Consider the following 22,213-nt stretch of genomic DNA (forward strand, 5'->3'; position numbering starts at 1 on the left):
CGGCCTGCTTGCCGCGTGCATTCTGCGGAGGTGCCATGCCCAGATTCGCCCAACTCCTCATCCCCTGCTGGCTTGCCTGCGCCCTGTGGGGTGCAAGCTTTCAGGCACAATCCACCGAGCAGGTCTACCGCTGCGGCCAAAGCTATCAGGCCGAGCCCTGCCCCGGCGGCCAAGCGGTGGCGGTGGGCGATGCCAGGGATGAGGCCGCGCGGCGCGAAGCCCAGCGGGTGGCTCAGCGCGAAGCCAAAGCCGCCCAGCAGATGCAGGCCGAGCGCTTGCAGCGCACACGCTTAGCAAGCACCGCCAACGGCCAACAAGCGGCGGTGGTTCGGCACCGCGCGGCTGAAACAGCGACCAGAGCCCCCAAGGCTGAACCTGCGGCCCCAACACACTGCACGCGAAAGTCCGGCCTGCGCACGCCTGCAGTGGGAGGCTGCCGTGATGAGATGCTCTACACCGCGCCCGGCAGCAGCCCCAAGCCCAAGGCCGAGGCCAACACGCAGCGTCGCCAAGGCCCTTAAGCGGCGCTGGCTTTGGCCTTCATCAGCCCGGCGTATTTGAGCTGCAATTGCTCGCGGCTCTCAATGTGGTCGGGACTGACTGGAATGCACTCCACCGGGCAAACCTGCACACACTGCGGCTCGTCAAAATGCCCGACGCACTCGGTGCAATGGCGAGGGTCGATGACATAGAACTCCGGCCCCATCGAGATCGCATCGTTCGGGCATTCGGGTTCGCAGACATCGCAGTTGATGCACTGATCGGTGATCATCAAGGCCATGGTGTGTTCAGGCTTTCGAGGCTGCTGCCAGCTTGGCATTGAGTCGCAAGAGTACCGAGGGTGCCACGAAGCGGGAAACATCACCGCCCAAGGTGGCAATCTCGCGCACAAAGGTGCCGCTCACATACTGGTGGGCATCGCCGGGCAGCAAGAACAAGGTCTCGACCTCGGGCATCAGTTGGCGGTTCATGCCAGCCATTTGCACTTCGTAGTCAAAGTCGGTCACACCGCGCACACCGCGCACAATCACCCGGGCGCCCTGGGCCAGCGCAAAGTCACGCAGCAAGCCGGTAAAGGGCACAGCTTGCACATTGCCCAGGGGCGCGGCCAACTCGGTGGCCATCTCCAGGCGCTCGTCCACCGTGAACATCGTCCGCTTGTGGTGACCGGCCGCCACGGCCAGGATGACCCGGTCGAACAAGCCACTGGCCCGCCGCATCAGGTCTTGATGGCCAGCGGTCATGGGGTCAAAGGTGCCAGGGTAAACAGCGGTGATGTGGGGGCGCGTGCTCATGGGCGGCAGTGTACTTAAAGGCGCTGAAACAGCGTCGAGTACACAGCGCCTGCCCGGCCACTGCGGTACACCACTAAGCCAGGCGGCAGTGGACCTTCAAAGGCCTCGCCTGCCTCCAGATAAACGAAACCGTTGGGCACGACCAAGCGGGCCGCTGCGGTGACTGCGGCCGAGGCCAAGCCCGCCGTAAATGGCGGATCAAGCAGCACCAACTCCCATGAATCCGGCGCGGCCGTTTTCATCCAGGCCAGCGCATCGGCCCGCTGCACGCGCAGCATGTCGGCCTTGAGGCGCATGCGCGAGGCCAGCAGAGAGGTCACTAACTCAGGGTCTTGCTCCAGCAGCAGCACCGCCGCAGCGCCGCGCGAAGCCGCCTCAAAACCCAGCGCACCGGAGCCTGCAAAGGCATCCAGCACGCGCCAGCCATTCAGGTCTTGGCCCAGCCAGTTGAAGAGGGTTTCGCGCACGCGATCAGGCGTGGGTCGCAACCCTGGTTTGTCAGCCACCGGCAGCACACTCTTGCGCCATTGGCCGCCAATGATGCGAACTTGACGCGGTGCTTGCCGAGGCGCGCTGGGCCTCTTGGCAGGGCGCTCAGCAGCCTCGGCCTTTGGCCTGCGCCCAAGGCGCTCGGCCGGTGATTTGCCGCTCACAGCCGCACCGCCACACCGGCCTGGGCCATCAGGGCCTTGGCCTGGCCCACGGTGTACTCGCCGTAGTGGAAGATGCTGGCGGCCAGCACAGCGTCAGCGCCGCCTTGCTTCACGCCGTCGACCAAATGCTGCAAATTGCCCACGCCACCTGACGCGATGACGGGCACGGGAATGGCGTCACTGACGGCGCGGGTCAGCGCCAGGTCAAAGCCCGACTTGGTACCGTCGCGGTCCATGCTGGTCAGCAGGATCTCGCCGGCACCGTGTTCGGCCATTTGGCGAGCCCAGGCCACGGCATCTAAACCCGTGTTCTTGCGGCCGCCGTGGGTATAAACATCCCAGCCTTCACCGCGAGCGGCCAGGTCATCGCCCTGGCGGCGCTTGGCGTCGATGGCGACCACGATGCACTGCGCGCCGTATTTTTCAGAGGCCTCGCGAATGACCTGTGGGTTGGCCACGGCCGCCGAGTTGAAGCTGACTTTGTCGGCCCCAGCATTGAGCAAGCGTCGCACGTCTTCGACCACGCGCACACCGCCACCGACCGTCAAGGGAATGAAGACCTGAGAGGCGACGGCCTCGATGATGTGCAGGATCACATCGCGCCCATCGCTGGTCGCGGTGATGTCCAGAAAGGTCAGCTCGTCCGCGCCCTGGTCGTTGTAGCGCGCGGCAATCTCCACCGGGTCGCCAGCATCGCGCAGCTCGACAAAGTTGACGCCTTTGACGACGCGACCACCGGTCACGTCTAGGCAAGGAATGATGCGTTTGGCAAGCATGGGCGGCACAGCGGCCGCTGCGATGCAGCCGTTCACTTCAAAGTCTAAGAACAAATATTCGGGAGCAGGCCGCCACCCTGAGCGAGTCGAAGGGCTTCCTGCAGGCTCAGTCGCCCATCAGTTCGTCAGCACGCGCCTGCGCTGCCGCGAAATCCAGGGCGCCGGTGTAAATAGAGCGCCCACAGATCACGCCTTCAACGCCCTCGCCTTCGACGGCGCACAGGGCTTCTATGTCGGCCATATTGGACAGGCCACCCGAGGCAATGACCGGGATGCTCAGCGCTTGGGCCAGCTTGACCGTGGCCTCGATGTTGATGCCGGTGAGCATGCCGTCGCGGCCAATGTCGGTGTAGATGATGCCTTCGACGCCGTAGTCTTCGAACTTCTTGGCCAGGTCCACCACCTCATGGCCGGTCAGCTTGCTCCAGCCGTCCGTCGCCACTTTGCCGTCTTTGGCATCGAGGCCCACGATGATGTGGCCGCCGAAGGCGGTGCAGGCGTCGCGCAAAAAGCCGGGGTTCTTCACCGCGGCGGTGCCGATGATGACGTAGGACAGGCCGTCGTCAAGGTAGCGCTCGATGGTGTCCAAGTCGCGGATGCCACCGCCCAACTGCACGGGGATCTCGTCGCCCACCTCACGCAAGATGGCTTTGATCGCCGCCTCGTTGACCGGTTTGCCCGCAAAGGCTCCGTTCAGGTCGACCAGATGCAAACGGCGTGCGCCTGCCTCCAGCCAACGGCGGGCCATCGCGGCCGGGTCTTCACCAAAGGTGGTGGAGGCATTCATGTCGCCTTGTTCAAGGCGGACACATTGACCATCTTTCAGGTCGATCGCAGGGATCAGCAGCATGGCTCAGGCAGAGCGAGTGGGGAATTGAAGAGACGGGACAAGACCGCATTGTGATGCAGTCGGCGAGTCTGTGGGCTCACGGTGTCCAGTGCAAAAAGTTGCGGTAGAGCGCCAAGCCTTGCTCGGCGCTCTTTTCCGGGTGAAATTGAGTGGCGAAAATATTATCCCGGGCCACGGCGCAGGTAAAGCGTTGGCCGTACTCCGTTTGCCCCGCAGTGTGGCTTGCGTCCGACGGCTGGGCAAAATAACTGTGCACGAAGTAGAACCAAGCCCCGTCGGGCACGCCGGCCCAAACGGGGTGTGCCCCCCGGGGCCCCGCGCTTTGCCAAACCTGGTTCCAGCCCATTTGCGGCACTTTGTAGCGGCTGCCATCCGGCTGGGTTTGGCCCTCCAGGGCAAAGCGTTTGACGCGCCCTGCAATCAGCCCCAGGCCGGGCGTGTCTTGCTCTTCAGAGTGGTCCAGCAGCATCTGCATGCCCACACACACGCCCATCAGGGGCTTGCTGGCCGCCGCTTCCAGTACGGCTTCTTTCAAGCCTGATTCGGCCAATTCACGCATGCAGTCACGCATCGCACCTTGGCCGGGCAGCACCACGCGCTCGGCGGCGCGCACATCCTCAGGCCGCTGGGTGACGATGACATTCACCCCCTCCCCGGCGGCCACATGCATGACCGCCTGCGAGACGGAGCGCAGATTGCCCATGCCGTAGTCCACCACGGCCACAGTGCGCTGTGCCATTAGAGCGAACCTTTCGTCGAGGGAATGACGCCCGCCGAGCGCGGGTCCAGGGTCAGTGCCATGCGCAAGGCGCGGCCAAAGGCCTTGAAGATCGTCTCGCACTGGTGGTGGGCGTTGTGGCCCTTGAGGTTGTCCACATGCAGGCTGACCAGCGCGTGGTTCACAAAGCCTTGGAAGAATTCAAAGGCCAGTTGGGTATCGAAAGCACCAATGCTGCCCGCAGTGAACTTCACATCCATGGCCAGCCCGGGGCGGCCCGAAAAATCTACCACCACGCGCGACAAGGCCTCGTCCAGTGGCACATAGCTGTGGCCATAGCGGGTCAGGCCTTTTTTGTCACTCACGGCTTGGGCGACCGCCTGGCCCAGAGTGATGCCTACGTCTTCGACGGTGTGGTGGCCGTCGATGTGCAGGTCGCCTTCGGCCTCGATCTCCAGGTCGATCAGGCCATGCCGGGCGATCTGGTCGAGCATGTGGTCAAAGAAACCAATGCCAGTGGCCAGCTTGGCCTGGCCGGTGCCGTCCAGGTTGACGCGCACGCGGATCTTGGTTTCGTTGGTATTGCGCTGAACTTCGGCAATGCGAGCGGTGGGGATGGAGCTCATGGGGCCAGGGCTTTCAGAGGTCTTGCAAGGCTGCCCGCAGCGCGGCCAGCATCTGGGTGTTTTCTTCTGGGGTGCCCACGGTGATGCGCAGGCAGCGGGCCAGCAAGGGGTGCAGGCCCGAAACGTTTTTGATGAGCACGCCACGCGCCTTCATGCCAGCAAACACCTTGGCGACATCCGGCACCCGCGCCAAGATCATATTGGCTTCGCTGGGGAAGGGCTGCACGCCGTCCAAGGCCTGCAGCTCGGTCATCAGGCGGGCACGCTCACTGCGGATGATGGCGGCCTGGGCCTCGTATTCTTCAACATGCTCCAGCGCGAACAAGGCGGCTTCTGCGTTCAGCACGCTGATGTTGAAGGGCGGGCGCAGCTTGTCCACCTCGGCAATCACCGCTTGGCGGCCGATCAGATAGCCAATGCGCACCCCGGCCAGGCCAAACTTGCTCATGGTGCGCATCAAGAGCACATGCTCATGGCGCTGCAAGCGGGCCAGCGAGTCGCGGGAGGCAAAGGGCTGGTAGGCCTCGTCCATCACCACCAGGCCGGGGGCGGCCTCGATGATGGCATCGATGATGTCGTCGTCCCACAGATTGGCCGTGGGGTTGTTGGGATAGGCCAGCCAGACCAAGGCGGGTTGGTGCTCACGCACAGCGGCCAGCATGGCGGGGCCATCGAGCTCAAAGCTGGGCGTGGTGGGCACGCCCACAAACTTCAGGCCCTGCAGGCGGGCTGAGAGCTCGTACATCACAAAGCCGGGCAGCGGCGCCATCACCACATTGCCGGGCACATCACAGGCCAGGGTCAGCAGGCTGATCAACTCGTCCGAACCATTGCCCAGCATGATGTCGCAGCCCTCGGGCATCTGCGCATGCCGCGCCAACTCGGCCTTGAGCACATCGCCGCGCTCGGCCGGGTAGCGGTTCAGGGGCACGGACCCTAAGCGCTCGCCCAGGGCTTTCTGTAGCGCGGGGGGCAAGGAAAACGGGTTCTCCATGGTGTCCACCTTGACCATGCCCGCGCTGGGCTGCACGGCATAGCCATGCAAGCCCATGACATCGGCACGCAGGACTTTGGAGAGGCGGTCGGCAAGGGGGGCGGTCATATCAGGCTCACGGGTCACTGGTCACGGCACCAGCAGCAGGCTGGCGGGGGACGAAGACGGGGTATCCAGCAGCGCTGGGCCGATCACAAAGGGGTTGATGACTTGCACGCTGTCCACCTGCAAACCATGAGGCAGGGTGTCGGCCAAGAGCCAGCGGCAGCCCTGGTGTTGAGCCGCCGCCACCACCAGCGCATTCCACCAACTCAGGCCAAAGCGGCTCTCCACGGCCCAGGCGGTTTCCACCATCTGGTGGTCGGTGTGCAGGGGCTTCCAGTGTTGGTAGCGGCGCACCTCGGCGCGTGCGTCTCCAGCAGGCATGGCCGGCTGGAGTTGGCGCGTGGCCAGGCTGTAAAACTCGTTGAGCACTTGCGTGCAGGTGCGGCCACAGCGGCGGCGCCACAACTGCCCCAGCCATTCGCGGGCTTGCTGCTGCTTGGCGGCATCGGCACCGTCTTCAGCACACAGCAACACCGAGGTATCGACGAACACCGTGATGAGGGCGCTCATGCCACATCCCCGTCGCGCAGAGGGTAAGGCGCGCCATTTGAGCGATACGTGGGCTGGCGTTGGAACCAATCGTTCATGGCCCGCTCGTAAGCGTCGTCATGGCGCATCTTCTCGGCCAGCATCTCGCCGATCAGGCGAGACACGCTGGTGTTGAGGCGGGCAGCCTCCATGCGGGCCCAATCGGCCACGCTGTCTTCCATGGTGACGGTGACGTTTTTCATCGCTTGACTCGGCCTGCAGAATAACACGAAGTTCGTGTTGCACGAAGTTCGTGTTACCTCACTACCCCTGCCGACTCCGAATACGCAACACCGCCCGCACAAAGCCGTGGTCCGAGCGGGTGCGGTCGCGCCCCTCGAACAAATGGTCATTGAAATAGTCCACCCGCCGCACATCGCCCAGGCCAAAACGGCTCTCGGGGTGGAACTCTTCACTCACCAAAATCTGGTCCAGCACCTCGGGGCTGCCTTGGTGGATGTGGCTGAAGGCCACGTCCTTCTTCAGGGCCGCCTCGCCTTGAATCTCATAGGCGTTGAACAAGGCCACATCGCGGGCCTGCCGGTCATAGGCCACCTCAGAAGTGGCTGCCACCAACTGCGTGGTGACGCTGTGCGGGGCGTCGTTGAAATCGCCCATCACGATCAGCGGCTCGCGGCTGCGGTGCAGCACATCCACCACCCGGTGGCGCAAGGCCGCACATTCGACCCCACGCAAGATGAGCGAGCGCAGCGTGGCCAGCGCCGCCACCTTGGGGTCGTCGCGGTCCTCGGTGGGGCGGCCTTGCTCGTCTTGCAAAAACTTGGGCCGCTTGGACTTGAGGTGCACCACCATCACCTGCAGGCGCAAGCCCGCCTTGGTGCTCAGCACCGCATGCAGCGGCGGGCGCTCAAAGCGGCTGTGCAGCCCCAAGCCAGGCACCTCCACCGCCAGCCCGGGCGGAAACTCAGCGTCGGCTTGCGCACTCTCCAACTTCAGCCGCGTGGCCAGCCCCAGGCGCGGCGTGCCTTCGGCCCCACCCTGCCCCGGCGGCGTGCCTGTGTTCTCGGCGCCCAGCGCCAGCACCGTGGGGTAGCGCAAGCCACTGGCCGCCACTGCCGTGCGCAGTGCGGCCTCGTCCCACACCTCTTGAAACCCAATCACATCGGCATTCAGCGCCCGCAGCCGCTCGCCAATCCACTGTGTCTTGCGCTGGTACTCGGTGGCTGAAAATGGGTCCTGATTGGCGTAGAACACCCGCCCCGGCAAAGCCAGGTTGAGCAGATTGCAGGTGGCCAGGGTCAGGGTGCTGGTGAGGGGTGGCGGCGGTGGGTTGGCATTCATGATGGCGAGGCAGAAGCAGGCAGTGGTGCAGCGCGCACCATCTTGACGACATCGTAGCGGCGCGGTGGATCACCGCGCTCAAAGTATTGGTCCTCCACCGACTGAAAGCCATGGCGTTCATAGAAAGACACCGCGTTCTTGGTGGCGATCACGGTGACAAGGCCTGGCCCTTCGGCCGCCGCCAGTCGCACACCGTGCTCCAAAAGCTGCTGCCCTACGCACTGCCCGCTCGCTTCAGGCGTCACAAACAAAAGCGTGACCTCACCCAGCATGGCCTCGACAAACCCGAGCACGCGTCCGTCGGCCTCAGCCAACCAAATCTTGCCTGCATGCAGCGCACCTTGATAGATCGCTTCAGAGCGGCCCAGAAACCACTCTGCGAGATGCTCTTCTGAATAGTGGGCGGCGCAGAATGCGTTGACCGACCGCTGATGTATCGCGTAGAGGCTTGCCGCATCGCCTTGATGCGCGCGACGAATCAAGACTGATGTCAGTGGTTTCGCATTCATGAGCTGATGGGCGTCTGCGAAACCTCTGACCCTTCACCCCTTCAGCCGCATCTCCGCCGCTCGGGCATGCCCTTGCAAGCCTTCGCCATACGCCAACTCAGCAGCGATCACACCCAAGGTCTGGGCGCCCGCTTCGCTCACCTCAATCAGACTGCTGCGCTTCTGAAAATCGTAAGTGCCCAAGGGCGATGAGAAGCGCGCCGTGCCGGAGGTGGGCAGCACGTGATTGGGGCCGGCGCAGTAGTCGCCCAGGGACTCGCTGGTGTAGGCGCCCAGGAAGATGGCACCGGCGTGCTTGAGGGCAGGCTCCCAGCGGTGCGGGTCGGCGCTGGAGACTTCCAAGTGCTCAGGCGCGATGCGGTTGCTGATGGCGCAGGCCTCTTCCATGGAGCGGGTGACGATGAGCGCACCGCGGCCTTCCAGGCTGGCGCGGATCACCGCCTCGCGCGGCATGGTGGGCAGCAGGCGGTCAATGGCTTCGCGCACCTGGGCCACATAGGCGGCGTCAGGGCACAGCAGAATGCTTTGCGCCAACTCGTCATGTTCGGCCTGGCTGAACAAGTCCATGGCCACCCAGTCGGCGGGCGTGCTGCCATCGGCAATCACCAAGATCTCGCTGGGCCCGGCAATCATGTCGATGCCCACTTGGCCAAACACGCGGCGCTTGGCGCTGGCCACATAGGCATTGCCGGGGCCGGTGATTTTGTCCACCGCAGGCACGGTGGCTGTGCCATAGGCCAGTGCGGCCACGGCCTGCGCGCCACCAATGGTGAAGGCACGGGTCACGCCCGCCACATAAGCGGCGGCCAGCACCAAGGCGTTCTTTTCGCCCTTAGGCGTGGGGACGACCATGATGATTTCGCCGACGCCAGCCACATGGGCGGGAATAGCGTTCATCAGCACGCTGCTGGGGTAGGCCGCTTTGCCGCCGGGCACGTAGATGCCCACGCGGTCCAGCGGCGTGACCTTTTGGCCCAGCAGGGTGCCGTCCTCGTCGCGGTAGCTCCAGCTCTGGCCGCTGGCCTGCAACTGGCGCTCGTGGTAGCTGCGCACCCGCTGGGCGGCGGCTTGCAGTGCGCTGCGCTGGGCCGGGGTGATGGCGTCAAAAGCCGCCTTCAGCTCCTCGCGGGTCAGCTCCAGCGCGCTAAGGCTTGCGGCCTGCAGGCCGTCAAAGCGGGCGGTGTAGTCCAGCACCGCCGCGTCGCCACGCTGGCGCACATCGGCCAAGATGTCGGCCACGCGCTGCTCGATGGCCGCGTCCTCTTCTGCCGACCAATGCCGCAGCCGTGCAAACTCGGCGTCGAAGTCGGCAGCAGTGGTGTGGAGGGTGCGCAGGTTCAGGGCAGACATGACAGCAACAGCTTTAGGCGGGAATGGCGCTGGCGAAGGCGTCGATCAGGGGCTTGAGTTGCTCGCGCTTGAGCTTGAGCGCCGCTTGGTTGACCACCAGACGCGAGGAGATGTCCATGAAGTGCTCCACCTCCACCAAATGATTGGCCTTGAGGGTTGAGCCGGTGGAGACCAAGTCGACGATGGCGTCGGCCAAGCCGGTCAGGGGGGCCAACTCCATAGAGCCGTAGAGCTTGATCAGGTCCACGTGTACGCCCTTGTCGGCAAAGTGCTGGCGGGCAACCTCGGTGTACTTGGTGGCCACGCGGATGCGCGAGCCTTGCTTGACGGCGGCGGCGTAGTCAAAGTCATTGCGCACCGCCACGCTCATGCGGCACTTGGCAATGTTCAAGTCCAGCGGCTGGTACAGGCCTTCGCCGCCATGCTCCAAGAGCACATCTTTGCCGGCCACGCCCAGGTCAGCGCCGCCGTACTGCACATAGGTGGGCACGTCGGTGGCGCGCACCAGCACCACGCGCACATCGTCGCGGTTGGTGGGCAGGATCAGCTTGCGGCTTTTCTCAGGGTCTTCCAACACCGTGATGCCCGCAGCGGCCAGCAGGGGCAGGGTTTCTTCAAAGATGCGGCCTTTGGACAGAGCGAGGGTCAGCATTGCGGCGTCTTTCAGCTCACACGTTGAATGTCAGCGCCAATGCCGCGCAGCTTGGCTTCCATGCGGTCGTAGCCCCGGTCCAGGTGGTAGATGCGGTCCACCGTGGTGTCGCCGTCGGCCACCAGGCCGGCAATCACCAAGCTGGCCGAGGCCCGCAGGTCGGTGGCCATGACGATGGCGCTGGAGAGGCGCTCGACGCCGCTCACCACGGCCGTGTGACCGTCAACTTCGATCTTGGCACCCAGGCGGATCAGCTCGTTGACGTGCATGAAGCGGTTTTCAAAAATCGTCTCGCTGATCTTGGCAGCACCTTCGGCAATGCAGTTGACGGCCATGAACTGGGCCTGCATGTCGGTCGGGAAAGCGGGGTACTCGCTGGTGCGGAAGCTCACCGCCTTGGGGCGGCCGCTGGCTTGCACGCGGATCCAGCCTTCGCCTGAGGTGATGGTGGCCCCGGCTTCGGTGAGCTTGTCGATCACCGCGTCCAGGTGATCGGCCCGCGCTTCGCGCAGCGTCACATCACCGCCGGTGGCAGCCACGGCGCACAAAAAGGTGCCGGTCTCGATCCGGTCCGGCACGATGCGATGGCCGCCCACGGGTGCATGCAAAGCCTCGACGCCGGTGATACGGATGCGGTGCGTGCCATGGCCTTCAATCTTGGCCCCCATCTTGATGAGCATCTCGGCCAAGTCGGGGATCTCGGGCTCTTGGGCGGCGTTTTCCAGCACCGTTTCGCCTTCGGCCAGGACGGCGGCCATCATCAGGTTCTCGGTGCCGGTGACGGTGACCATGTCGGTGGTGATGCGCGCCCCGCGCAGGCGGCGCTGGCCTTGAGCGTTCAGCGGCGCGCGCGCCTGGATGTAGCCGTGCTCAACCACGATCTCAGCCCCCATGGCTTGCAGGCCCTTGATGTGCTGATCCACCGGGCGTGAACCAATGGCGCAGCCCCCGGGCAAGGACACCGTGGCCTCGCCAAAGCGGGCCAACAGCGGGCCTAGCACCAAGATGGATGCGCGCATGGTCTTGACCAACTCATAGGGCGCCACCGTGGTGTTGACGGAGCCGGCGTTGATCACCACCTCGTCCTCACGCGCTTCAGACCGATCCGCCTTGGCCCCCATGTGGCGCAAGAGCTTGAGCGTGGTGGACACATCCTGCAGCTTGGGCACATTGCTCAGGGCCACCGGCTGGGCCGTCAGCAAAGCCGCACACAACTCCGGCAGGGCTGCGTTCTTGGCACCCGAGATGATGACCTCGCCATTCAGAGGGCGGCCGCCACGGATGATCAGTTTGTCCATGAGAAAAATCCGAAAGAAAAAGGAACCCAAGGGCTGGGTTGCAGCAGTGTCAGGCGCGCATGGCCCAACACCAATTCAGTGGCTGGCTTGTGGCGCCGCGCCGCCTGCCGCCCATTCTGCGGGCGTGAGGGTCTTCATGGACAGCGCATGGATTTCTTCGCGCATGCGTTCGCCCAATGCGGCATAGACGCGTTGGTGGCGACGCACACGCGTGAGGCCCTCAAACTCTGCCGAGACGATGGTGGCAAAGAAGTGCCGGCCGTCGCCCTCCACCTCAAGGTGTTCGCAAGCGAGGCCAGCGGCCAGATAGGAGCGCACTTGCGCCGGATTGGGGTCTGCCATAGTGGGCGAATTATCACCCACCGGCCAGCAGCCTCAGGTTGCTGGCCTCGCCCCTTTCAGCGAGCAGGCTTGAGGAAAGCCTGGAAGAAGGGGATCACCCCCGCAAAGTACTGAGCCTGCTGCACTTGGTCTTGGGCGAGGCACTTCTCACCAATGCCCAGGTCCGTGTAGCGCTGGCACAGCGTGAGGCCGTAATCTGGGTGGTGGGCTGATAGCTCATTGCGGTGCACCAGACGCCTGTAGAAGGCCGGGGTATACCGCATGAGCACAGGGGGGTCATCGGCCGAAGCGCTGGCCACGGCGCTGCCAAACAGAGGATTACCCGGGTTGCGCTTGAGGTAAGCCTTGCGCTCTTCTTCATAGAGATAGAGCGCGTTCTCCTCGCTGGCGTAGGTGGTCTGGGCCTGAATGCCGAACACGGCAGTCACTCGGCTGGATTGCTGCTGCTGCAAACTACCATCGGGCTGTGCTCGGTCATCTTGCATCGCCGTCCATATCGCCAGGGTTCCCCGGGAGCGGGAGGCCAGAAACACATTGTTCACGTCCAAGCCCAAGGCAGGGGCCAGCGCGCGGGCGTACTGAATGACATGTAGCAGATCATCGTGGTGAACAGCCCCCAAATAGGCGTTGTCTACGGGGTGCCGAAACTCCACCGACATCACCGCCATGCCTGCCGCCAGCGCAGGCGAGACCAAGCCTCTATAGACTGGGCCTTTACGATTTGGGATGACATGGTCGCTGCCAGAAGCATGGGCCCATATGACCAGCGGCATGGGCGTCTCGGAGGCCATGGGCGGCATCCAGAGGTCATAAACTTGGGACACCTCTCGGTTCAGCGAGGTTTCGAACCAACGCTCACCGCCCCAAGGCACATTGCGATAGCAATTGCACTGAGGGTCCCAGTAAGGGGCCATGTCCTGCGAAGACAGCGGTGGCGTGACTTGCGCCCAAGCCACACTGACCAAGCTCATCAAGCCCGCAAAAAGGGCTCCGCGCAGGCCTCGCCACATTGTCAGTCCCGTCATCGTCATGACCTTTCTCCTCTTTGTCACACCCAGAGCCCGTGCCCCAGCACTCCGAACCACCTGATCCCATGAGGGGACCGGGTGACCAAGAGTATGAATGTTACAACCTGTCTCAGCCATCCCTCAGAGTGAGGAGATTCCAAGGAACACGATAGAGGTCAATGCCTGAGCTTGTAGCCGGTCTTCAACAAGCGCAACGTCCAAGCGGCCACCACGACAGTGAAGCCCAAAACCACAGCCAGGCTGAGCCAGGGCGAGGCGTCACTGACGCCGAAAAAGCCGCGCCTGAATCCATCGATCATGTAGAAAAACGGATTGAGGTGGCTCGCCACTTGCCAAAACGGTGGCAGCGAGCTGACCGAGTAAAACACCCCTGCCAGCATGGTCAGTGGCATGACCAAAAAGTTCTGGAACCCGGCCAACTGATCGAACTTTTCAGCCCACAAGCCGGCCATCAAGCCCAGCGAGCCCATCAATACTGCGCCCAATAGGCCAAAGACGAGGATCCACTGCGGCTGGGCCGGCCAGGACAAGCCGAACCACGCCGTCACCACCAAAACCCCGGTGCCCACCACCAGGCCTCGCACCACCGATGCGCCCACATAGGCCACGTACCAGGCCCAGTGCGACAGCGGGGTGACCAACAAGAAAACGATGTTGCCCGTGATCTTGCTTTGGATCAGGCTGGACGAGCTGTTGGCGAACGCGTTTTGCAACACGCTCATCATCACCAAGCCGGGGATCAAGAACGCGGTGTAGCCCACCGAGCCGTAAACCTTGACGTGGTCTTCCAGCACATGACCAAAGATCAGCAGGTACAGCACGGCTGTCAGCACCGGGGCAGCCACGGTCTGAAAGCTCACCTTCCAGAAACGCAACACCTCTTTGTAGAACAGGGTTCGGGCCCCATCCAGCAAGCCATGGGTTTGCCTGGGAGTAGCGCTCATGCCAGCACCTCCTGCGCCGTGCCGGTGCGGGGGCTACTGGGGGCTTGCATGATGGACAAGAACACCTCTTCCAGGTCAGCGCGGCCGATTTCTAGGTCTTCAATCCGCACATTTGCCTCACGCAGGCTGGCCAGCGCAGCCTCCACCGCCTGTGCATCTTTGGTTCGGATCTGGGCCATCCGGCCTGTAATGCGCGCGTGCTCAGCCAGGTGCGGCGGCAGCACGTCGTCTGTCTTGAAGCGCAGCACACTGCCACTGGCCGCGGCCAGCAGGTTGGCCGTGCGGTCCAGCGCCACCACCTTGCCGGCCTTGAGCATGGCAATGCGCCCGCACAGGGCCTCGGCTTCTTCCAGGTAGTGCGTGGTGAGCAGCACGGTGCTGCCCTGCTTGTTGAGCTGGGCCACAAACTGCCAAAGGGTTTGACGCAGTTCGACATCTACGCCGGCCGTGGGCTCATCCAGCACGATAACGGGCGGCTTATGCACCAAAGCTTGGGCCACCAGCACCCGGCGCTTCATGCCGCCAGAGAGCTGGCGCATATTGGCATGCGCCTTGTCGGCCAAACCCAGGCCCTGCAGCAACTCGTCGATCCAGGCCTCATTGCCGCGCACACCGAAATAGCCACTTTGAATGCGCAGGGTTTCTCGCACCGAGAAGAACGGGTCAAACACCAGTTCTTGCGGCACCAGCCCCAAGGCGCGGCGCGCGGCAGGGTAGTCGGCCACAACGTCATGGCCCATCACCGTGACACGGCCTTCGGTGGCCCGCCCCAAGCCAGCCAGCACGCTGATCAGTGTGGTCTTGCCTGCGCCATTGGGGCCTAGCAAACCAAAAAACTCGCCCTCGGCGATGTCAAACGACACCCCATCGAGCGCACGAAGCGTGCCGCGCGCGCCCTGGTAGGTCTTGGCGACGGCGTCGAACGAAACAGCAATCATCGGTAGATTGTAGGGAGGCAGGCGCCGCCATCGGCCCGCTGCCTCCGCAAGCTACGCTTCTCAGTTGAAGTAGTAGGTCCACATCACGCCAAAGTGGCTGCCATCCACCTCTTTGCCAGTCGACAGGGTGTAGCTGTCCTTGGCAACACGCGCCTTCAACCCACTGTTGGGGCTGAACAGATACTCCGCCTCCAACACCGGGCCTGTGCTGGCACCCAACTTCAGGTCGCGGCCACTCGCGACCCCACTGCCGTTGAGCTTGGCCTCAGAGATGCGGCGCACACCGCCGCCAATGCGCCATTGCGGGGTCAGCTTGTAATGGGCCAGCAGCTCCACTGGATAGCGCTCATACGACAAGCTACCGTTGGTGGCATTGGCTCGCTGAAAGTGGTACCCCACGTTGATTTGCGCCGTCATCAGCTCAAACCTGGCCTCAAAGCCCAGATAGATCTGAGCCAGACTGCCTGCCGTAATCTTGGCCGTGGTGCCGTCCGTGTAGCGGGCTTCGTCCACTTTATCGCCACCGACGGTCAGGCCCAAACCGATCAAGGGATGGTAGGTGACCTCTGATTGAGCGTGCGCCACACCGGTCATGCCCAACAACATCGCTGCCGCAGCAGCGCTTACAAGCTTTTTAGTCGACATAAAACAACGTCATCATGAAGTGCTAAGGGGGTCCCATTTTTGCAAACGCTTCGTCCGAAACGAGGAAGGGGACATGCGTCGGCAGACTCGCCTCCTTGGTTCATGGGAGGGACCGTGGTTGATTTCCGACACCGGCACCGTTGACGCTATGAGGGCAAGCCAGAACGACACCTAGGGAGTGCCACCCATCGACGACGCGAAAGATGGTGCTAGATTGCGTCTGAACACTGCGCCCCTCCATGACCACCAAAAAGCCCCGCCGTACCGCCGAGCGCATTCTTGAAGTGACGCTGGACCTGTTCAACCGCTTCGGTGAACCCAATGTCTCGACCACGCTGATCTCGGCGGAGTTGGGCATCAGCCCCGGCAACCTGTACTACCACTACCCCGCCAAAGACGAGCTGATCAACGCCCTGTTTGATCGCTACGAAAAGGGGCTCAACGAGCTGCTGCTGGCCGCAGAAGACGTGCGCAATGTGGAAGACGCTTGGCTCTTCTTCCACATGCTCTTTGAGCTGATCTGGGGTTACCGCTTCCTGTACCGCGACCTGAACGACCTGCTCAGTAAGAACCGGCGCCTAGAGACCCACTTCCAGTTCGTGCTCAAGCACAAGAGCCGCGCGGTGGAGAGCCTGCTCACAGGCCTGGCCCGCGGCAGCGCCATGCGGCTCGACAAGCTCGACGCCGCCGCCACCGCCACCGCCATGGTGGTGGTGCTCACCTATTGGCTGAGCTACGAATATGTGCGCGAGCCCCGCAAAGCCTTGGAGCCCGAACACGCCGCCGCCACCCTGGCGCGTGGTGCCGGCCATGTGTTGAGCCTGGTCAGCCCTTATCTGGAACCCGACGCCCGAGAGCACCTGCAAAAACTCAGCAACGCCTACCGACAACACACTGAGTAAGGCCCCCGCAGCACCACCCGCGTGCTGCCCTCAAATAAGAGATGGAGACACGACATGGCCAAATGGACCGCCTTCCCCTATGACGCCGCCGACTACACCTACAGTGCGGCCACCCTCAAGAAACACTGGGCACGCCTGCACATCGGTGATGCCGAGCCCTGGCCCAAAGACGAAGCCGTGCAGGCCGCCTGGGTGCTCTACCACTCCGGCCAATTCCAAAAGGCCGTTGAGGCGGGCTTAAAGGCAGGCGGTGCGGGCGTGAACGTCGCCAACCGCGCCCAAAGCATCTACGCCAACTATCTTGAGAAGAGCGAAAAGACCAAGCTCGCCCTGTTTGAAGAAGTCGCCGCCCGCGCCGAAGCCCAAGCCGCCGCCGAGCCCAAGAATGCCAATGCTTGGTACCAAATGGCCTATGCCCTGGGCCGCTACAGCCAAGGCATCAGCGTGGCCAAGGCCCTGGCCCAAGGCCTGGGCTCCAAGGTCAAGAACGCGCTGGAAACCACCATCAAGTTGGAGCCCAAGCATGCCGACGCCCACATCGGCCTGGGGGCCTTCCACGCCGAGGTGATCGACAAAGTCGGCAAGCTGCTGGGCAAAACCCAAGGCGCCGACGCCGCCACTGGCCTGAAGATGTACAAGCAGGCCCTCAAGCTCAACCCCGGCAGTGCCATCGCCATGGTCGAGTACGCCAATGGCTTGGTCATGCTCGAAGGCGACAAAAAAATGGCCGAAGCCGAGCAACTCTATGCCGATGCCGCCGCCTGCGAAGCCATGGACGCGATGGAGCGCCTGGACATTGAAATGGCCAAGGCAGAGTTGGAAGACTGATGCACCCAGGCAAGGTCGACCGAGCACGCCTGACGCGGCTCACCGACCTGCCCAACATCGGCCCGGCCGGTGCCAAGGATTTGCAGATCTTGGGTATTCAAGCTCCTGCCGATCTCATCGGGAAAGATGCCTTTGAGCTTCACCAGCGCCTCTGTGCGCTGACGGGTGTGCGGCATGACCCCTGCGTCATTGACGTCTTCCTGTCCGTCACCACGTTCATGGAGGGCGGCCCATCGCTGCCGTGGTGGGCTTTCACACAGCAACGCAAACGCACTTTGGCTTGACTAGATGAAGGTCTGCAAGTGCCACTGGCAGCCATTGAACCGCACTAGCCCTTGGAGATGTTTCGCTTTTATCTTCCTTCTATTCTGGATCTTCTATAACGATGCTCTTTAGGATCTGGATTTTGGGCGTCGCCTTGATTCTGACCAAGGATTTTTGGTCGTTCTTGGGCGTACCCAATTGGGCACTTATCGGAGTATTTCTATTCCTAGCTGCCCTTTTCCAAACAGGCGTCATCACAGAGTTCATGGAAGCGCGACAGGAAAGTGATCGAGACGAAGATTCCAGCCGAGCAGAGTCAACGTCTACCAAGAAGCCCGTTTGGAAGGCCTTTAGAAGGAAGTCTCCGAAGAGGCTGAAACATGCTGTCCCTGGGCGGAGATCAGCCAAGGCTGCCTCCACATCAACGCCGGGAGAGACGCTTGATCCCTCCTGAGCGCCACTTATCCTTTCTGCGAGTTCTTCGCTTCCCCTCAACTCTCACCATGGCACAGGCTTTGAGATCCTCAGTTTGCGCGCGCTGAAGCCTTGCCGATGCCATAATTTTAACCATGCAAAATAGGATTATGTTCCTTATAATGCATGGATGATTGATCGCCAATTGCTCTCCACTCTTGAGGTCGCGCTGGCAGACTACCCGGCTGTGGCCCTGCTAGGGGCGCGTCAAGTCGGCAAGACCACACTGGCCCGTCAAGTCGGGGATACGCGTTCAGCGGTGTATTTGGACATTGAGCGTCCCAGCGACCGCCAAAAGCTCACCGACCCAGAGGCCTATCTCACGCTGAATCGACAGCGGCTGGTGATACTGGATGAGGTGCAGCACATGCCAGAGCTGTTTCCCGTCCTGCGCAGCCTGATCGACGAAGGTCGCCGCCCTGGGCAGACTGGCGGCCGCTTTTTGCTGCTGGGCTCGGCCTCCGGTGAGTTGTTGCGGCAGTCTGGCGAAAGCTTGGCCGGGCGCGTGGCCTACTTGGAGTTGCCTCCTTTGCAGACGCTGGAATTGCCTCAGGCAGAACAAACAGCGCTATGGTTGCGCGGTGGCTTTCCGAACAGCCTGTTAGCCAGCAGCGACGCCAAAAGCCTGACCTGGCGACAGAACCTCATCAGCACTTACCTGGAACGCGAACTGCCCAGTTATGGAGCCCGCATACCGGCGCAAACCCTGCGCAGACTGTGGACCATGCTGGCCCATCTGCAGGGTGGCTTGCTGGACGCATCACAGCTCGCCAAGAGCCTGATGATCGACGCCAAAACCGTGCATCGATATCTGGACATGCTGACCGACTTAATGCTGATGCGCAAGCTGCCCCCCTGGCACAGCAACCTGGGCAAGCGCTTGGTCAAGTCGCCCAAAATCTATGTGCGCGACAGTGGCTTGCTGCACGCCTTGCTGGGGCTGCCAACACACGAAGCCTTGTTGGCCCACCCCGTGGTGGGCAACAGTTGGGAAGGCTTCGCCATCGAAACCTTGCTCAATGCCGCGCCACGCGAAGCGCAGTGCGGCTTCTATCGCAGCAGCAACGGTGCCGAAATCGACCTGCTGGTGGAGACCCCAAGCTTAGGTCTGATGGCCATTGAAGTGAAGCGCAGCACCCACGCCAAACCACGCAGAGGCTTTTACAGCGCCTGTGAAGACCTGCAACCAAGGCACCGATTTCTGGTTCACGGTGGCACTGACGACGAGCCCTACCCTGTGGGTGATGGTGTGACTGCAATCACTCTGCGAGGCCTGTCGCAGAGGCTGACACTAGGCAGTGCATAGTGCCAGCAACGCCGCATCAGAAGTGAATCCCCCGCATCATCTGCTGCAGCGCCATCGCTTCGGCAGACAGCTTGGGCTTCTCGCCCTTGGCCTTGTCGCCCTTGGCGGCGTCGGAGTCGGGGAACATGCGGAAGCTGGTGTTCATGACGATCTGGGCCACGCGGGGCACGGTCGCATGCAGCACTTGGCCAAAGATGCCCAAGCGGGTGGCAATGCGCACGGGCTTGTAGACACAGGCCTCGGCGATCATGTCGGCGGCTTCTTCGGGTGAGAGCGTGGGCACGTTGTTGTAGATCTTGGTCGGCGCAATCATGGGGGTGCGCACCAAGGGCATGTTGATGGTGGTGAAGCTGATGCCTTGGTCGGCAAACTCGCTGCTGGCGCAGCGGGTCCAGGCGTCTAGCGCCGACTTGGACGCCACATAGGCCGAGAAGCGCGGGGCGTTGGTCAGCACGCCGATGGAGCTGATGTTCACCACATGGCCTTTGCGCTTGGCCACCATGCCGGGCAGCAGGCCCATGGTGATGCGCAGGCAGCCAAAGTAATTGAGCTGCATGGTGCGCTCAAAGTCATGGAAGCGGTCGTAGCTGTTTTCAATCGCGCGGCGGATGGAGCGGCCAGCGTTGTTGATCAGGTAGTCCACCCCGCCATGCACTTCCTCCAGGGTCTTCACAAAGGCGGCGCAACCCACTTCGTCGGAGATGTCCACCGAGTAGCTGTGCACTTGGGCGTCCTTGCCCGCCTTGGCCTTGATCTCGGCCACGGCTTCGGCCAGTTTGTCCTCACCCCGTGCGCAAATGATGGTGATGGCACCGGCCTCGGCAAACTTGATGGCCGCCGCCAAGCCAATGCCGGATGAGCCGCCCGTCACCAACACCACTTTGCCGCCGACCGAGCCCTTGAGGCTGCGGTCGATGAAGAGGTCGGGGTCAAGGTTGCGCTCCCAGTAGTCCCACAGGCGCCACGCATAGTCGTTCAGCTTGGGGCACTCAATGCCGCTGCCCTTGAGCGCGGCGGCCGTCTGGCGGCAGTCAAAGCGCGTGGGGTAGTTGATGAAGGTGAACATGTCCTCGGGCAAGCCCAAGTCCTTCATCACGGCGTTATAGACGCGGCGTACCGGTGCCAACGCCATCAGGCCTTTCTTGACGCCCTTGGGAATGAAGCCCATCAGCGCCGCATTGACGAACACATTCATCTTGGGCGCATGGGCCGCCTTGGCAAAGATGTCCAGCACATCACCCACGCGGTAGCCCACCGGGTCCACCAAGTGGAAGCACTGGCTCTTCAGCTCATGCTTGCTGTGCGAGATGTGGTCCAGCGCATTGACCACAAAGTCCACTGGCACGATGTTGATGCGCCCGCCTTCCAGGCCCACGGTGGGCATCCAGGGCGGCAGCAGTTGGCGCATGCGCTGGATCAGCTTGAAGAAGTAGTAAGGGCCGTCGATCTTGTCGGCCTCGCCGGTGGTCGAATCGCCCACCACCAAGGCGGGGCGGTAGACCGTCCAGGGCAGCTTGCACTCGGTGCGCACGATCTTCTCGCTCTCGTGCTTGGTCATGAAGTACGGGTGGTCGAGGTTCTCGGCCTCGTTGAACATGTCCTCGCGGAACACGCCCTCATACAAGCCCGCCGCGGCAATGGAGGACACATGGTGCACATGGCCGGCGTCCACCGCCTTGGCAAACTCCACCAGGTTTCGGGTGCCTTCAATGTTGACCTGCACCTGGCTGTCTTCATCGGCGCCCAAGTCGTACACGGCGGCCAAGTGGTAGACCGCGTCGATCTGGCCCTTCAGGCTCTTGATCACGTCGGCGGCCACGCCCAGCTTGCGGCTGGTCAGGTCCCCCATCACCGGAATGGCGCGCTGCTTAGAGACACCCCAGAAGCTCAGCAGGTCGGGCACCTTGCCCTCGCTGCCCGGGCGCAGCAAGAAATGCACGGTCGCCCCTCTACGGGCCAGCAGCTTCTTCACCAAGCGCTTGCCAATGAAACCCGTTGCCCCAGTCACGAAATATTGCATGCCAGTCTCCAAACCCGTTGAATCAGTGGATGCAGCAGATTGTCAGCCTGCGCCCCGTGGCTTTTTGTGCGCGCTTACCCCAGATAGATGGCTCACTCTAGGGAATTAGGATGTAGTCCCCAGGCGCGCGCTCCTACACTGCATTCATTCGAGTTGCCATCAGGCATCTCCACCAGATCACCACTTGAGAGGAAAGTCATCATGGTCAAGAAGCTGAAGAAAATGGCTGAGCAAAAGGCTGCTGCCCCCGCAGGCATGTTGGATGGGCTGGACAGCCGTTTGGCAGGCGCCGTGAAGGCCTCGGCCCAGCAGATCTGGTTGGCCGGCATGGGCGCTTTTGCCAAGGCCCAGGAAGAAGGCGGCAAGGTCTTTGAAGCCCTGGTCAAAGAAGGTGTGAACCTGCAGCGCAAAACCCAGAGCGTGGCCGAAGACCGCTTGGGCGAAGTCACCGGCAAGATGAGCGCCATGGCCGGTGAAGTCACCCACAAGGCCGGTGCCTCTTGGGACAAGCTGGAAGGCATTTTTGAGAGCCGCACCGCTAAGGCCCTGGCCAAGTTGGGCGTGCCCAATGGCCAAGACCTGGCTGAGCTGCACGCCAAGGTCGACGCCCTGAGCGCGGCCGTGGCCAAGCTGGGTGGCAAGGTTGAAGCCCCCAAGAAGCCCGCCGCCAAGAAGGCTGCAGCGGCTAAGCCTGCTGCCAAGCCCGCTGCAAAGCCCGTGAAGGCCGCCGCCCCCGCCAAGAAGGCCGTGAAGCCTGCTGCTAAAGCAGCCGCAAAGCCTGTGGCCAAACGCGCACCGGCCAAGAAGGCGGCCGCTAGCGCCACTCCGGCTACTGCTGCCTGACGCTGAAGCGCAGCCACAAACAC

At 62.7% G+C, this 22,213-nt stretch carries 27 protein-coding genes; 6 read left to right on the forward strand and 21 right to left on the reverse strand.

Features of this window, described 5'->3' with window-relative positions; all coding sequences use genetic code 11:
* Nucleotides 1-35 precede the first annotated feature (35 nt).
* A complete protein-coding gene (locus ACIQ3Q_RS01000; protein WP_396267084.1) occupies nt 36-521 on the forward strand; it encodes a hypothetical protein in 486 nt (161 codons plus the stop codon).
* Here ACIQ3Q_RS01000 and ACIQ3Q_RS01005 read toward each other — a convergent pair.
* The 20 genes from ACIQ3Q_RS01005 to ACIQ3Q_RS01100 form a co-directional block, all read right to left on the reverse strand.
* Entirely contained in the window at nt 518-781 is a 264-nt protein-coding gene (locus ACIQ3Q_RS01005) for a YfhL family 4Fe-4S dicluster ferredoxin (protein WP_396267085.1), read from the reverse strand. The genes ACIQ3Q_RS01000 and ACIQ3Q_RS01005 overlap by 4 nt on opposite strands.
* A gap of 7 nt (nt 782-788) precedes the next feature.
* The gene (gene coaD, locus ACIQ3Q_RS01010) at nt 789-1,295 is read right to left on the reverse strand and encodes a pantetheine-phosphate adenylyltransferase (protein ID WP_396267086.1); all 507 of its coding nucleotides are present in this window, start codon (nt 1,293-1,295) and stop codon (nt 789-791) included.
* Between the two features lie 14 nt (nt 1,296-1,309).
* On the reverse strand, nt 1,310-1,948 hold the full coding sequence (rsmD, locus tag ACIQ3Q_RS01015) for a 16S rRNA (guanine(966)-N(2))-methyltransferase RsmD (protein WP_396267087.1): 639 nt from the start codon (nt 1,946-1,948) through the stop codon (nt 1,310-1,312).
* Nucleotides 1,945-2,724, reverse strand: coding sequence for an imidazole glycerol phosphate synthase subunit HisF (hisF, locus tag ACIQ3Q_RS01020; protein ID WP_396267088.1), 780 nt, complete (start codon nt 2,722-2,724; stop codon nt 1,945-1,947). Before hisF ends, rsmD begins: the two co-directional genes overlap by 4 nt.
* A 106-nt stretch (nt 2,725-2,830) precedes the next feature.
* Nucleotides 2,831-3,574 carry a 1-(5-phosphoribosyl)-5-[(5-phosphoribosylamino)methylideneamino]imidazole-4-carboxamide isomerase gene (gene hisA, locus ACIQ3Q_RS01025; RefSeq protein ID WP_396267089.1) on the reverse strand — a complete coding sequence of 248 codons (744 nt, stop codon included), beginning with the start codon at nt 3,572-3,574 and terminating at the stop codon, nt 2,831-2,833.
* Nucleotides 3,575-3,650: 76 nt separating this feature from the next.
* Nucleotides 3,651-4,313, reverse strand: coding sequence for an imidazole glycerol phosphate synthase subunit HisH (gene hisH / locus ACIQ3Q_RS01030; protein WP_396267090.1), 663 nt, complete (start codon nt 4,311-4,313; stop codon nt 3,651-3,653).
* Entirely contained in the window at nt 4,313-4,918 is a 606-nt protein-coding gene (gene hisB / locus ACIQ3Q_RS01035) for an imidazoleglycerol-phosphate dehydratase HisB (protein ID WP_396267091.1), read from the reverse strand. The genes hisH and hisB overlap by 1 nt, the downstream gene beginning before the upstream one ends.
* Before the next feature lie 13 nt (nt 4,919-4,931).
* Entirely contained in the window at nt 4,932-6,020 is a 1,089-nt protein-coding gene (gene hisC / locus ACIQ3Q_RS01040) for a histidinol-phosphate transaminase (protein ID WP_396267092.1), read from the reverse strand.
* A 21-nt stretch (nt 6,021-6,041) separates the two neighbouring features.
* A complete protein-coding gene (locus ACIQ3Q_RS01045; RefSeq protein WP_396267093.1) occupies nt 6,042-6,527 on the reverse strand; it encodes a PIN domain-containing protein in 486 nt (161 codons plus the stop codon).
* Complete coding sequence (locus ACIQ3Q_RS01050; protein WP_396267094.1) at nt 6,524-6,748, reverse strand: CopG family transcriptional regulator; 225 nt, start codon at nt 6,746-6,748, stop codon at nt 6,524-6,526. The genes ACIQ3Q_RS01045 and ACIQ3Q_RS01050 overlap by 4 nt, the downstream gene beginning before the upstream one ends.
* A gap of 61 nt (nt 6,749-6,809) precedes the next feature.
* Entirely contained in the window at nt 6,810-7,847 is a 1,038-nt protein-coding gene (locus ACIQ3Q_RS01055; protein WP_396267095.1) for an endonuclease/exonuclease/phosphatase family protein, read from the reverse strand.
* The gene (locus tag ACIQ3Q_RS01060; RefSeq protein ID WP_396267096.1) at nt 7,844-8,356 is read right to left on the reverse strand and encodes a GNAT family N-acetyltransferase; all 513 of its coding nucleotides are present in this window, start codon (nt 8,354-8,356) and stop codon (nt 7,844-7,846) included. The genes ACIQ3Q_RS01055 and ACIQ3Q_RS01060 overlap by 4 nt, the downstream gene beginning before the upstream one ends.
* Nucleotides 8,357-8,389: 33 nt before the next feature.
* The gene (gene hisD / locus ACIQ3Q_RS01065) at nt 8,390-9,706 is read right to left on the reverse strand and encodes a histidinol dehydrogenase (protein ID WP_396267097.1); all 1,317 of its coding nucleotides are present in this window, start codon (nt 9,704-9,706) and stop codon (nt 8,390-8,392) included.
* Nucleotides 9,707-9,719: 13 nt separating this feature from the next.
* Nucleotides 9,720-10,358, reverse strand: a complete 639-nt coding sequence (hisG, locus tag ACIQ3Q_RS01070; protein WP_396267098.1) for an ATP phosphoribosyltransferase — start codon at nt 10,356-10,358, stop codon at nt 9,720-9,722.
* Between the two features lie 11 nt (nt 10,359-10,369).
* Nucleotides 10,370-11,656, reverse strand: a complete 1,287-nt coding sequence (gene murA / locus ACIQ3Q_RS01075) for a UDP-N-acetylglucosamine 1-carboxyvinyltransferase (protein ID WP_396267099.1) — start codon at nt 11,654-11,656, stop codon at nt 10,370-10,372.
* Between the two features lie 75 nt (nt 11,657-11,731).
* Entirely contained in the window at nt 11,732-11,998 is a 267-nt protein-coding gene (locus tag ACIQ3Q_RS01080; RefSeq protein ID WP_396267100.1) for a BolA family protein, read from the reverse strand.
* A gap of 56 nt (nt 11,999-12,054) precedes the next feature.
* The gene (locus ACIQ3Q_RS01085; protein WP_396267101.1) at nt 12,055-13,029 is read right to left on the reverse strand and encodes a hypothetical protein; all 975 of its coding nucleotides are present in this window, start codon (nt 13,027-13,029) and stop codon (nt 12,055-12,057) included.
* Nucleotides 13,030-13,181: 152 nt separating this feature from the next.
* A complete protein-coding gene (locus tag ACIQ3Q_RS01090; RefSeq protein WP_396267102.1) occupies nt 13,182-13,970 on the reverse strand; it encodes an ABC transporter permease in 789 nt (262 codons plus the stop codon).
* Nucleotides 13,967-14,908, reverse strand: coding sequence for an ABC transporter ATP-binding protein (locus ACIQ3Q_RS01095; protein WP_396267103.1), 942 nt, complete (start codon nt 14,906-14,908; stop codon nt 13,967-13,969). Before ACIQ3Q_RS01095 ends, ACIQ3Q_RS01090 begins: the two co-directional genes overlap by 4 nt.
* Nucleotides 14,909-14,968: 60 nt before the next feature.
* On the reverse strand, nt 14,969-15,553 hold the full coding sequence (locus ACIQ3Q_RS01100; protein WP_396267104.1) for an outer membrane beta-barrel protein: 585 nt from the start codon (nt 15,551-15,553) through the stop codon (nt 14,969-14,971).
* Between the two features lie 239 nt (nt 15,554-15,792).
* On the opposite strand from ACIQ3Q_RS01100, the gene ACIQ3Q_RS01105 reads away from it, so the two are divergent.
* The 4 genes from ACIQ3Q_RS01105 to ACIQ3Q_RS01120 all read left to right on the forward strand — a co-directional run bounded on the left by ACIQ3Q_RS01105 (nt 15,793) and on the right by ACIQ3Q_RS01120 (nt 19,327).
* Nucleotides 15,793-16,455: a TetR/AcrR family transcriptional regulator gene (locus ACIQ3Q_RS01105; RefSeq protein ID WP_396267105.1), complete on the forward strand. Its 663-nt coding sequence runs from the start codon at nt 15,793-15,795 to the stop codon at nt 16,453-16,455.
* A 54-nt stretch (nt 16,456-16,509) separates the two neighbouring features.
* A complete protein-coding gene (locus tag ACIQ3Q_RS01110; protein WP_396267106.1) occupies nt 16,510-17,283 on the forward strand; it encodes a hypothetical protein in 774 nt (257 codons plus the stop codon).
* The gene (locus tag ACIQ3Q_RS01115) at nt 17,283-17,567 is read left to right on the forward strand and encodes a helix-hairpin-helix domain-containing protein (RefSeq protein ID WP_396267108.1); all 285 of its coding nucleotides are present in this window, start codon (nt 17,283-17,285) and stop codon (nt 17,565-17,567) included. The genes ACIQ3Q_RS01110 and ACIQ3Q_RS01115 overlap by 1 nt, the downstream gene beginning before the upstream one ends.
* Nucleotides 17,568-18,151: 584 nt before the next feature.
* Nucleotides 18,152-19,327 (forward strand): ATP-binding protein, encoded by a 1,176-nt coding sequence (locus ACIQ3Q_RS01120; protein ID WP_396267109.1) that lies wholly within the window; start codon nt 18,152-18,154, stop codon nt 19,325-19,327.
* A gap of 16 nt (nt 19,328-19,343) precedes the next feature.
* On the opposite strand, the gene ACIQ3Q_RS01125 is transcribed toward ACIQ3Q_RS01120, so the two are convergent.
* A complete protein-coding gene (locus ACIQ3Q_RS01125) occupies nt 19,344-21,347 on the reverse strand; it encodes an SDR family oxidoreductase (protein WP_396267110.1) in 2,004 nt (667 codons plus the stop codon).
* 201 nt (nt 21,348-21,548) lie between these two features.
* On the opposite strand from ACIQ3Q_RS01125, the gene ACIQ3Q_RS01130 reads away from it, so the two are divergent.
* On the forward strand, nt 21,549-22,190 hold the full coding sequence (locus ACIQ3Q_RS01130; RefSeq protein WP_396267111.1) for a phasin family protein: 642 nt from the start codon (nt 21,549-21,551) through the stop codon (nt 22,188-22,190).
* The last annotated feature ends 23 nt before the right edge of the window (nt 22,191-22,213 follow it).

It is taken from the genome of Ideonella sp. (assembly GCF_044358605.1).
Taxonomy (GTDB): domain Bacteria; phylum Pseudomonadota; class Gammaproteobacteria; order Burkholderiales; family Burkholderiaceae_C; genus Ideonella.